Here is a 12,134-nt window from a genome sequence, read left to right as displayed (position 1 = left end):
TTACGCTCTCCTTCCAACAATCTTAAGATCACTGCCTAATTTTTCGATATTCACAAATTTCAATGGGGTTCCGGAATTGCTTACTCGATTACTCGACATACTTGGAAGACTATTTCCACCAAGAAGTAATGGTGCTACGTAACAAATTATCTCGTCCCAGTAATCACTGGCTAAAAAAGCATCATGAATGACTGAGCCCCCCTCAACATAAACAGAGTGAATATTCCTTTTGTATAGTTCATTTAGAACATTCTGAATCGTAACGGAGGTTAAAGAGAGAACCTCTACATGCTTTGGTAATTGATTTGCATGTCCAGCTTTTTCAGTAAAAATCAATACTGGGACACTAAATTCTTTAAAAATACTTAACTTAGAATTAGCCAAAATTCTTCCTCTTCTATCCAATACGATACGAACAGGTGGAAATTGAGATTTTCTTGTTGTTAAAAGTAGCGGATCATCAATTAAAATCGTTTCACTTCCTACCAAAATTGCTTGATAATCTCCTCTTTCTTCATGAACTCTTTCAAATGCCTGCTTTTGAGTAAGATTTGTTCGTTTTTGCCTTAAAGAAATTTTTCCATCTAATGACATTGCCTGCTTTAAAGAAACAAACGGACGTTGCTTCTCAAAAAAGTGGTTATAATGTATATTTAAGTCTCGTGCCTCGTTTTCAAGTATACCTATTATTACATGAACACCTTGCTCTCTTAACTTATCCACCCCTTTTCCTGAAACCAGCGGATTAGGATCAAGCTGCCCGATTACGACACATTTTATTCCTGAATCAATGATTGCCTGCGTACAGGGTGGCTGCTTTCCATAATGAGCACAAGGTTCCAAGGTTACATAAATTGTTGAATTGAGTAGTTTTTCGGGAGACTTACATGCATTAATTGCATTTATTTCAGCATGTGCTTGGCCATATTTCAGGTGTGCACCTTTTGAGATAATTTCATTTCCACTGACAATTACTGCACCAACTAAAGGATTAGTAAAGGTTCTCCCCTCTCCCATTTTAGCTTCCTTAATCGCCAGTTCCATAAACGCTTCATGCAAGAAAATTCCTCCTTTCCAAACAAAACAGCCCTACGTATACACGCAGGGCTGGTAAAAAAATCAGACTTAAAGAAGACATGACAATAGAAGACACACTCCTCCTATCATATCCACTAAGTTCTTCTTCTCCCATCCAGACTTTAACTGTCGGTTCCAGAGTTTCACTGGATCAACCGCAAAAATGCGGGTCACGGACTTCAAGTAATTACTCGTCACCGTCGGTCGGGAATTACACCCTGCCCCGAAGAAATCTATTCAATTAACATATACAGAATACAAGTTAGAAAATAACTTGTCAACTTTTCATGTATTAGTTCCTCTATCGCTAATACTGCTTCACGTTCTTCTTTGGGTTTCTATTCAATAAAAGAATGACACCGACCATACTCCAGTCCCAAAAGTTAAGATTAGGATTTTTTACAAATAAAAAACTAGCTAATAATATTGATAATGCGTATCCAAAAGACTCCCAAGCTCTTGAGTAACCGCAAGAAAAACCAATTACTCTAGAGAATCTTTCTGCTGTATCTTCTAAAATACCTACTGCAGATAAATAAACTGTCGATAAAACAAGAGCTCCAATCCATGTTACAATAAGATGAAAAAGGGGCAAATGAGAGAGACAATTACTGCACTGAATATGAGTAAACTTCGTTTAATAAAAAGTTTATCTTGCACTATGACATATATAAACATAAGTAGTACACTTAGTATCAAATTAATAAAAAAATTTTTACTTACTCGAATCCTAGATAATCCTTAAACCAGTATCAGAGGTTAATCAAACTTGGTAAAAACTCCACTAAATTCCCCAAGATGCAAAAAAGAGAAACACTGTAGCAGAGCCTTGTAAATAATACGGATTTTTGTATTATCCATGTTTACTTAATGTTTTCATATTAAATCTACTCATAAATGACAACCAGTTATCATATTTCTAGCTTAATTAGAGCATAGGACATAAAACTGATTAAAAAATTCAATGTAACCGTACCGGCCATTCCACCTAGAAAGAAATTTTGCACCTGATCTGAAGCAGTTGCTAGCGCCATCGAGGAACGTCCTACTATATGAAAAGTAAACCACAATGGCGGTATATCCTATTAATAATTTTAAAAATATATATTTAAAAATTTTATCTACAACAATAGCTCGATGACTATCAGTTTTTATATTTGTATTTTTTAAGCCTGAGGTATCTGTATTGGATTTTCTAGCTATAGCTACAAGCAAATCAGACACTTCTGTTGTTTTACTTTACCAGCTCAAATATATATTATTTAAAAACAACTTTATATGATTCGTTTTATAGGTAAACCACACTTAATATCAATTTTCTTATCTAGAAAATCTATATATCAATGTTGAATTATCTTCTTCTCTATGCGTAAATTGATTGCTTTTTAACCCGTATTAATAAAAATTCGTTCTCCTTACACTTTGATCAAGTCTGGGCGTACTAAACGGGCAACTAGGTCCAAATATTAAAGTATGACCGTATCTTTCAAACTATGGCTAGGAAAGGAGCATGGTTAGATAATTCTTCTATGGGAAATTTCTTCAGTATTCTAAATAAGAAGTATATTGTGTAAAAGTTTATCAAAGCCGAAATGAGTTTCGACAAACCAATACGAACAATATTTATTATTACAATCATTATAGAATCAAAGAATACTTAATTGGAAAAGCCCAGTAAAATTTCGACGTTTCACACAAAAAACTGCATAAAAAATAGAGTGGATTGTTCCACTCTATAAAAAGTCTAAATTTTTTTGATCAATACATTTGTTTTTGTTAACAGTCCACTTTTATAGAATCAATATGTTTACAAATTACAAAACTATAGCAAAAGATATTACAAAAATTGTTTGAATTTGAAAGCTACATATTTATCTTGACATACTTCTTCAGACTATAAAGTAATACTTATTGTATATTTTTCTAGTTTTTTATAAGTTTCGTTTACAATATTTCCTAAAAAGTAAGGCTCTATTCTGATCTTGTTTTTTTCTAAAGTAATATAATACCCTATTCCTTTCTCAATTAAACCGTTCTCAGGGTAGCTGAAAGAAGGTGTATCTACTAAAAACCCAAATTTTTTCTTAATAATCTGATTACATCCTATTCCATTGTGTATATGGCCACTAAAAAAAACAATGTTTTTAGCTTTATTTAATATTGCCTCAACTTGACTATTCTGTGGACCAAAACCACGAAAATCATTGCTTCCAGAATGAGTATTATTTAATGCCTGATGCGACAGAATAAATACTATTTTCTTTTCTTTCTTTGATTTTTCAATTGTTTTTTCTAATGAGTTCAATTGTTTTCTTGTTAAATAACAGCTATCCTTTAAAGGTCTTTCCGTACATAAAGAAAAAATTAAACAATTATCGTATTCATACTCTCCAAAATTTTTTTTGTTAAATGAAGAAAATATACTTTTTACTTGATTGAATGAATTGAACCGTGAATCATTTAAAGTATCTTTTTTTGAATCCCAAAATACTTTCCAAAAATCTATCCAACCATCATTATCAACATTCTCAGCAAGCCCATTTTTTCTTCCTCTGACATCATGGTTTCCTAAAGTAATTATTGCTTCAGGAAAAAAATTTGAAATTTCAGTTAAACAACTTTTTGTATAGATTGAATCCCCATAATTTGTTAGATCCCCTAAATGAAAAAGATTTGCTTTTTTATTTATTTTTTTCATGTTTTTCAAAGCAATAGCAAGATCTTCCATTCCCACTGCTGAATTGCCTACATGACTATCAGAAATTAAAAAGAAACCTTCTAATTTACCTGACATTACTATCACCTCTTTCTTTTTTGTTTAAATCTTTATTTTCTTTCTGCTTTAATAAATAATGTAATAATAGTGATTGAAAATAGCTAAAAATAATACCGATTACAACTGAAATTAATCCATAAGTAAGCAAGCCGAAAGCTAATACAGTGTAATTTAAAAGTCGAATAGCTTTAGCTATGGCTATTTTAGGATTTTTTTTATGGATAACTAGCGCAATTACATCCATTCCAACAGTTGACGAATTTTCCGAAAGACAACAATAGTATCCTACTGCAATAAAAATAGTTGCAAGTATAAAATCAACTGGCAAATTTATTTCTATTCTAATTGGTAACGTATAAAAAAAACTAAAAAAAATATTATAGCACACACTACTTACAATAGACCGAATAAGATTTTGCCTTCCTAAAAAGAAAAATGAAGCAAAAAGTAGAAGTATCGTTATTCCAGACGTTAAATATAAAATATTAACATCTGTTACCTTGTTAACAATCATCGCAAGGCTTGTCACTCCGCCATTAATTATTCCTCGCGGTTTCATCCATTTTGAATAAGCTATTCCTAATAAGATATTTCCGCCTATAATTTTAAATAACGACTTACTATTTTTTATAAAATTTCCCATTATTACACTACCTTCGCTTCATTTAACTAAGTTTATGATTATCCTAAGATTTTCAAATTATATAGAACAATTGATAAGATTAAAAAGAATACAATCACACGCGTAGAATTCATTTTTTTTCGTCCTAACAACCAATAAGCAAGCCCTACTAACAATACAGGAACTAAATTAGGCAAAATCATATCTAAAGTGTCTTGAATGACAAGCTTTACACCATTATGTTTATAAACAAAGGGCACAGTCGTCCGAACTATTGTAGGAGCTAATGCACCAATAACTGTTATTCCTAAAATTAGTGCTGCATCTGTAAACGCATTCAATTTATCCTTCATAACAGTTACTAGTTTCACTCCTTGTTTATAACCTAAGTGAAGTAAACGTGATTGAAAAAAAACTAATACTAAATTAGCAATAACCCAAATAAATATACCTATTGGACTACCATTCATTGCTAATGTTGCAGCTAACGATCCAAACACCGTTCCCCAAATAACATGAAACAATGAATCTCCAATTCCCGCGAATGAACCCATTAAAGCCGTTTTTAATGCTACTATTGTTTCTTTTGCTTTGTACCCATCTGCTTCTTCAATAGCTAAATCAATACCCATAATTAGATTTCCAAAAATACCATTTGTATTAAAAAATTGGTTGTGAGTGTGTAACATATCTTTATATTCTTCTGGATTGTCTTTATATAGCTTCTTTAGTCCTGGTAGCATACCAAACAGGTAACCCGAACTCATCATTCGTTCATAATTCCAATTTAACTGACTTCCTAAGATAAATCGCCAGCTCATTACATTTAAATCTTTTTCTGTTAATATTTTTTTACTTTCACTCATCGCCATCATATCCCCCTTCTAAAAGTGCATGTTCTTTTGTAGTGGTTTCTTCTTTTTTTGTAGAATTCATTTTATAAAATAGCATAGCAATTACTAGTCCTAATAAAAAAACTCCTAATATTGGTAATTTTAAATAAGAAGATAAGACGAAGCCTAAAATTAAAAATGGAACAAACTTTTTCACAGGTAAATATCGCAATAACACACCTATACCAACTACAGGAAGTACTCCTCCTGCTGTTTTTAATCCACCCATAAGCCAGTCTGGCATGCTAGTTGTGATTGATTGGATTGTCGCGGATCCGGCAAGTAGCATAATTAAAACGGGAATTGCTCTACTTAACCCCCATAGCATAGAACCAGATAAAACAAGAGGACTTATTTTTTGATCTTCTAAATTATCAATTGCTTTATCGATTCTATGCAATAGAAATACATTACAAAAACGAGCTACAACATCCAGCTGTAACATTAATAATGATACTGGAACAGCTAATCCTACTCCAAATTTTGCTCCTTGACCTGATAATACTGCAAAAACAGTTCCTAGCAACGCACCAGAAAAGTAATCCGGAATGCTTGCTCCACCGAATGCTGCAATACCTAAGCGCATTAGCTGTAGAGTGGCGCCGACTGTTAAACCTACTTTCATATCTCCCATAATCAAACCGGCTACAAAACCTGATACTACTGGCTGAGTTAAAGTATTAGTGATAAGTGAATCATTGATTGCAATAAATGAATATACTGTAAGTAACATTACTTGATAAATAGTTAATTCCATTATCTTTCCTCCAAGCTTATAAATAAAATTGATTAGTTTCCTTATAAATCAATTACTTAGTTACCGTTTTTAAGCGCTTACATAAACGTCTTTAAATTCTATGATTTAAAAATATCTTCTTCAGATAAAACCTGAATACTCTTGGTAATCTTCTCTACCCCCTTTTTAATAACTCATATTTTCAACATTGGCTACTTTAAGCAAATAGCTTATAGATTCTAGTTGATAAAAATATCAGTTAATTTTTATATTTTTCAGAACTAATTTTTTTCAAGATTTTAATTGCCAAAACAAATAATCTTATTGAATAAGTAGGCGCCATTCGTATCAATGGCTTTTATAAATGATTGATAACAGCTTTACCATTAACTAAGACTATTATTGATTGTTTAGATTAATTGTCTAAATATTTGCAATTTGTCAATACATTAAGTGTTTATCAATTAGTGAATTGACTGTATTTTATTTCCTGTGTACATACTATAAATACTTAGTCCTCACTCCTTATCCGATCTATAATTTCCAATCGGCTTTGTTCTCCTCTACTTATGCATCGATATAATCTTTTTTTGAAAGATTAATTAACTATTTTATAGATGTTTGTGGATTAACTACTGCTTCAGTCACTAGACACAAAATCATTCTATCAATAACTTCAACTCCATTTTTATTTAACTGGTTCTTTGTTGCTACGTAGAATTCCACATAAAAAACCAGCAATAATAGTCAATCTGTTACAGAGTTTCATTGTCTCGGGTACTTCTTCTTTAAATTTTAAAGATTATCTTCATTTGGTCTTAATCAAAATGCATAAAAATTCTCTTGTTTACCAATGATTATTTCTACGCTATCTTTAGTTCCTACTGCCAGTCCGCTGTGATTAATTAATACAATGTTTTTCACTGAACCCTCTCCTTGTGTCTTTATTCATCAACTGTATAATCTATATTACAAAAACACTATATCACATATTAAGTTATCAGTAAACCTAACATTTTAACATATTAAGCAAAAATAGGTCGCTATTCTTCATTTATAATTGCTTATGGCTGTTTGCTTTAAGCTTTGTGACAATTCACCATGGATTGCAATATTGTTCACTTTTTCTCCCCTTCTTATTAACACTTTTATATATGCAATTTCCGCGCCAAATTTTGTTTATGTCAAAACTAATAGAAATTCCAACGATTTCCAAAAAAATAAATTTTGTCAAAAAAAAAATTGTATTAAAAATACTACTGTCCCTTCTGGTCGTTTAATAGCTTTTTTGTAATATATGATATTTATATATGAAAAGAGAGTTGTGCGCTAATACAACTCTCTGGTGTAGAACATTTTAAAATCATAGCGAAAAAATGATTATTTTAAGAAATAACCATTTTTTCACTAAAGTAGATAATTATTTCTTTTTTATTTTTAAACAATTTCACAACAGACTTAATCAATGCAATAGTAAACATATAAAAATTTAATGCCATATGATAAGAAACTTATCATCATTAATTCTACTCAATTACTCTTATAAGAATTATAAACTTACCAAAAATTACTTTTCATATATAATTTCTTCTAAACTGCATTTCAATTGTTTGACAGCTTTCTGTCGTTGGTACCAAATACTCCCTGCGCTGAGTCCTATCGGTTCACCTATTTCTCGATCATTGAAACCAGCATAATAAAATAATAAAACTATACGTTTTAGTTCATCAGGCAATTTGTTGATTGCCTCTGCTAATTCAGGATTCGCTACTAAAATTTTCATTCCATTAGTCAAAAACACCTCACTATTTCCTATATTTAGATCTATATAAGACAACTCCTCAAATTCTCGTTCTGTGAGCTCCGTCAATGGAAACTGTCTTTCTCGGAACCTTTTATATTGCTTTTGAATATTTCTGGCTTCATTTCTAATAACCGTACGACAATAGCTATCAAATGTACACTGAATAAGATTTTTTACCGAATCATTCATTTTTATGCCTCCTGCTTTACAAATATGTTTTTTCATATCTACAACAACTAGAAAAAACTATTTTCAAGAAAACTAGTCAAAGATATGAAAAAAACGTATAAGCTCTATTGCTTATACGTCATATAAGTGTTAATTTTATTTAAAATCTATACTAAAAAAACTAGCTGTCTACTAAATTATGTTGCTCATTTTTATTTCTGACATTGATAATCAATTTAATTTTTTAACTTTATCATAGAATAGCTTTCACCATGTAAGACCATACTTTAAATCTATTATATGTATTTTTTAACTTTTTCTACTTGTACTACTTTTTGAAAAATATTTTCCAGTTAGTCCTGTATTTAAAAAGAATCAATGAATACGCATCTTGCCAACTTTAACTATATTTTTCTTTGCAGGACTAATTCTCCCTAGGTTCTTTAATAATCAACCACTACAAAATATTGATTTCCTTTATTTAGGGATCGCGTTTATCCTATCAAGTGGCTTAACGACCTTTAATCGTCTCATAGATAGACAAAAAACACTACTACCCCATTGATATCTAAAAACGATTCAGAAAGTGAACTAAATATCATTCAAACTAGACAATAAAAAATCTATCAACAGATTACAAAGTGTAGCCGGTTGCTATATATACTAGGAATATGGTTTATTATAGATAGACTATTTATTTAACAAATAATGTTTCCAATAACCTCTGTCTTTGAATTGAAAATTATTAAGGAGTGATTACTATGTTTCATGACACCATGCTATTTTTTTATTACATAATCATAGCTATCTCAATCATTTTTACTTTGAAGTATCTAGTACAATTGTTATTGTTAAATAAAAAGTATCGACCAACATTAACTCTACAACAATTGAAAATTTATAACAAAAAGATACAAAACTATTTAGAAAGTGAAAATCCAATATTTAAGATTCAAAAAAAAGTTACTCTCTGTTTATTTTTAGTAATTATTTTATTTTTAGGATTAGTCTTTCCAAATTTAATACAGTTTATTAATCAGAATAAACTAGAAAATAAAAGACTTGTTTCGCTTTATATAGGAATCGCAAGCATTATTCTCAGTATCTTAGTTTTATTTAATTTGAAAATGGATATCAATAAAGATAAAATACTCCGCCAATATTTGAAAAGACAACCTAAAAACGAGCTTGGTGTGATTCAAATTAACAAAGGAGAAAAAGAAAAAATATTAAATGTTTGTAAAAAATTTGGTATTTCGTTACTTGTATGTGGATTGCTTTTTGTAATACATTATTTTTTCTAAATGATACAAAAAACAGAGGGGTTCATGAACCTCTCTGTTTTTGTATCATTTCAGACTAAAATTTAATTGAACTAGCTAAGAAAGTTACTGCCGAAACTATTAGTGTAATAATTTCATAACTTGTTAATGCAGCTCCTGCATACATCACAGTACCCGCACAAACTATTATGAATAATACAAATAAAAACCATCCAAAGACACTATTTCCTACTGTACTTTGAATCCAATCAAGCACATCTTGGAATGGTTTACCAATTTTGCCTAAGTCAATCTCAAGATTATATTTTACAGACGTTGTAATTTCTGTACCGTCCACTGTATTTTTTGTCATATTAAAGGTAATCGAACCAGAAATGACACTATTCTTATAACCACCACTAAATTCAGCATCACCTGTTTCAATGGCACTTGTTAATCCAGAAACACTGTCTTCAAGTTTCGCCGTAATTCCAGACCCCAAAACATCTTCAATTTTTGCAGTAAAGGCTGGATCTAATTTTCCATTCATTATACTAAATTTAAGTGAAAAGTCCTGTGCATCTGGCGATTGAGCTTGAGCGGCTAATGTTTGCGTTAGTTTAAAGATACCCCATTCAAAAATAACAAATTCTTTGCCAAATTCAAATTGTTGACTATCTAATATGTCATTAATTAATTTAATTCCTAATCCTCGCAACATACTAACGGCGGGATCTTTTTTTGACACTGCTGTCACACCTGAGTCCGTACCAGATACATTCACTTTATCAATCATAACCAGTCCAGCACCAGTGCCAATACCGTCTGCTGGCTCAGCAAACTGATCAAAAGACCAAGAAGCTGGCTGCGAAAATCCTAAGTTACCTGACCAACCGGTAGACATATTGGATACATAACTAGCTACTGCGTATCCTGCATCAACTACACGCATGCACGCATTTCTTGTCCCATAAATCCCGATGTTGTAGCGTCTATTATAGTTCATCGTATCAAACAGACCGTTAAAATAAGGAATAATATTGGTAGTAATATCTGAGTCTAACGCATCAACATCCACAGCAAAATAAATAATGGTCTCCGTTGCGAACCCTAGATTGTCTGCTGCTACAAAAGCTGATCGTGCATCTTAAACCCCTTGCCCATACGTGTAATAATCAACCGTCGGAAAATTATCTTGGTAAATAGGAATAATGGCCATTCCAGCTCCGATAATATTATTCGCTTCACCAATTGTTAAATACTTAGGTTTAAATTCAGAAGCGACTGTCCCCGTTAAATAACGTTCTACATATTTAATGCCAGCCTTTTTTAAAGTTTCAATTTGAGCAGGTGTCAACTGTGCAGCAGTATCCACCGCGGTAAAACTACGATTTGGGTCTCCTGAAGATAGTAACAATGACATCACCGTTGATAAATCGGGATACCCTGTTTCGACATTCTTTAAATGCAAGAATGATTGGAATAATCCAATAGCAAAAGAAGTTTCAACGTCTAGTGATCCTGAAAAAGGGACACTACTTGGTAATACGTTGATTAGATTTTGATACAATGCATACTGGATTAATGTTACTAATCCAGGCTAATAGGCTAATTGATGATTACCTGCAATTTCTCCGTAGTCTTTTTGAGTGGTAGGACCAAACACGCCGTTAGCGATATCCCCTAGTCCTTCTTCAACTTGCACTCCATAAATCAAGGCTGTATTCGTTGCACGCTGATAAATCCCATCACATGGTAAAATCCCTGTCCATTGGTAATATTTATTATTTAAATCTTGTTGCATTTGTCTTGTTCGTTCATCACCGCCAGGCACTAATACAAAGGCACTCATATCAAATAATGCACGGGCCCACATCGAATTGAATTTACTGTCTGGTTTGCTAAATCCAGCAGCTTTTTTTATTCAGTTAAAGCTGATACATTTTCTTTTGAATAAGTATCATCAAATTTTCCAGAACCCATTCCTTTACAACGAAATCCTGCATCAATTAACTTTACAATATTTCCATTTTTATAACCGATAGCTAAGTTAGGAGTTACTTGATTATCCCAAGCAGCTACAGTTCCAGCTCCAAAATTATTTACTGGTGTATCTGTAACTTTCAGCTCTAACTGAATTGCTCGAATGATTCCATAGACTGTATCCCACCCTGTTTGTCCTGTTTCTGCTACAGTACCATAGTTTGTATTGCTTCCAAATGTTTTATTTAACCATTGTTGGACCTCTAAAACCCAAGGATCTCCTAGATTTTTACGTGTGGCCATTTTACTCTCCTCTTTTCTCTTTTTTTGTTTATAATTGGTGCCTACCTGTGTTTATTTAGTTAGTATCAGCTATGTCTTTACTGTCATTACCGAATATATTCTTTCTAAAGTAACCACTCAATAACTAATGAGTTGCGATAATTTACCACTTTCACGTTCAATTTTTCTGTTGTAACCATCGTAATTTTTCTTAATAACTCCACCGATTTCCATAAAAATTCTATTCTTTGATATCTAGTGATTAGGAACTTGATATTTCAGAATGGCTTCCATTAATTTGGTTTCCAAACTCCTACGAAAAAATTCATCTACCTGAACAGATACACTGCCTTGCTCATCATAAACCTTCTGTAAAGCAAACCGACAGATATAATTTTGATAGTGACTTAAAACCAGTGCTATAGACTCCGCATCCCCTTTCTGAGCAGATAAAATAGTAGAGACATCCAACATATGCAACTGCTTTTCACTTCTTTTTTTCACTTAGCACCTCCACTGAATTAGACTAAT

12 protein-coding genes, 1 pseudogene and 1 riboswitch are annotated in these 12,134 nt (G+C 31.8%); of the genes and pseudogenes, 1 reads left to right on the top strand and 12 read right to left on the bottom strand.

What is annotated here, in order from left to right:
• From ribD to MKZ30_RS04075, 8 genes are all read right to left on the bottom strand, one after another.
• The gene (gene ribD, locus MKZ30_RS04105; protein WP_407057405.1) at window positions 1–1,059 is read right to left on the bottom strand and encodes a bifunctional diaminohydroxyphosphoribosylaminopyrimidine deaminase/5-amino-6-(5-phosphoribosylamino)uracil reductase RibD; all 1,059 of its coding nucleotides are present in this window, start codon (window positions 1,057–1,059) and stop codon (window positions 1–3) included.
• A 117-nt stretch (window positions 1,060–1,176) separates the two neighbouring features.
• A riboswitch (FMN riboswitch) is annotated at window positions 1,177–1,312 on the bottom strand.
• Window positions 1,313–1,384: 72 nt separating this feature from the next.
• Window positions 1,385–1,672 carry an MFS transporter gene (locus tag MKZ30_RS04100; RefSeq protein WP_242696124.1) on the bottom strand — a complete coding sequence of 96 codons (288 nt, stop codon included), beginning with the start codon at window positions 1,670–1,672 and terminating at the stop codon, window positions 1,385–1,387.
• Window positions 1,673–1,988: 316 nt separating this feature from the next.
• The gene (locus tag MKZ30_RS13390) at window positions 1,989–2,147 is read right to left on the bottom strand and encodes a hypothetical protein (protein WP_368754231.1); all 159 of its coding nucleotides are present in this window, start codon (window positions 2,145–2,147) and stop codon (window positions 1,989–1,991) included.
• 824 nt (window positions 2,148–2,971) lie between these two features.
• On the bottom strand, window positions 2,972–3,871 hold the full coding sequence (locus MKZ30_RS04095) for a metallophosphoesterase family protein (RefSeq protein WP_249958787.1): 900 nt from the start codon (window positions 3,869–3,871) through the stop codon (window positions 2,972–2,974).
• A complete protein-coding gene (locus MKZ30_RS04090) occupies window positions 3,861–4,496 on the bottom strand; it encodes a YitT family protein (protein ID WP_174126174.1) in 636 nt (211 codons plus the stop codon). Before MKZ30_RS04090 ends, MKZ30_RS04095 begins: the two co-directional genes overlap by 11 nt.
• A gap of 38 nt (window positions 4,497–4,534) precedes the next feature.
• Window positions 4,535–5,350, bottom strand: a complete 816-nt coding sequence (locus MKZ30_RS04085) for a PTS system mannose/fructose/sorbose family transporter subunit IID (RefSeq protein WP_174126175.1) — start codon at window positions 5,348–5,350, stop codon at window positions 4,535–4,537.
• A complete protein-coding gene (locus MKZ30_RS04080) occupies window positions 5,334–6,125 on the bottom strand; it encodes a PTS mannose/fructose/sorbose/N-acetylgalactosamine transporter subunit IIC (RefSeq protein ID WP_174126176.1) in 792 nt (263 codons plus the stop codon). Before MKZ30_RS04080 ends, MKZ30_RS04085 begins: the two co-directional genes overlap by 17 nt.
• A 1,546-nt stretch (window positions 6,126–7,671) precedes the next feature.
• The gene (locus tag MKZ30_RS04075) at window positions 7,672–8,097 is read right to left on the bottom strand and encodes an RNA polymerase sigma factor (RefSeq protein ID WP_174126177.1); all 426 of its coding nucleotides are present in this window, start codon (window positions 8,095–8,097) and stop codon (window positions 7,672–7,674) included.
• Between the two features lie 740 nt (window positions 8,098–8,837).
• Here MKZ30_RS04075 and MKZ30_RS04070 point away from each other — a divergent pair.
• Window positions 8,838–9,380: a hypothetical protein gene (locus MKZ30_RS04070; protein ID WP_207434967.1), complete on the top strand. Its 543-nt coding sequence runs from the start codon at window positions 8,838–8,840 to the stop codon at window positions 9,378–9,380.
• A gap of 55 nt (window positions 9,381–9,435) precedes the next feature.
• Here MKZ30_RS04070 and MKZ30_RS04065 read toward each other — a convergent pair.
• From MKZ30_RS04065 to MKZ30_RS04050, 4 genes and pseudogenes are all read right to left on the bottom strand, one after another.
• Window positions 9,436–10,761: pseudogene (locus MKZ30_RS04065) on the bottom strand (glycoside hydrolase domain-containing protein).
• A gap of 177 nt (window positions 10,762–10,938) precedes the next feature.
• Window positions 10,939–11,214 (bottom strand): hypothetical protein, encoded by a 276-nt coding sequence (locus tag MKZ30_RS04060; protein ID WP_242696123.1) that lies wholly within the window; start codon window positions 11,212–11,214, stop codon window positions 10,939–10,941.
• Between the two features lie 44 nt (window positions 11,215–11,258).
• On the bottom strand, window positions 11,259–11,624 hold the full coding sequence (locus tag MKZ30_RS04055) for a hypothetical protein (protein ID WP_242696122.1): 366 nt from the start codon (window positions 11,622–11,624) through the stop codon (window positions 11,259–11,261).
• Window positions 11,625–11,858: 234 nt separating this feature from the next.
• Window positions 11,859–12,107: a helix-turn-helix domain-containing protein gene (locus tag MKZ30_RS04050; protein WP_202563074.1), complete on the bottom strand. Its 249-nt coding sequence runs from the start codon at window positions 12,105–12,107 to the stop codon at window positions 11,859–11,861.
• Window positions 12,108–12,134: the final 27 nt, after the last annotated feature.

Source organism: Enterococcus sp. LX10 (genome assembly GCF_023539285.1).
In the GTDB taxonomy this organism is placed as follows: Bacteria; Bacillota; Bacilli; order Lactobacillales; family Enterococcaceae; genus Enterococcus; species Enterococcus faecalis.
The sequence above is the reverse complement of the archived record's forward strand: the minus strand, read 5'-3'. Positions and strand labels throughout refer to the sequence as shown.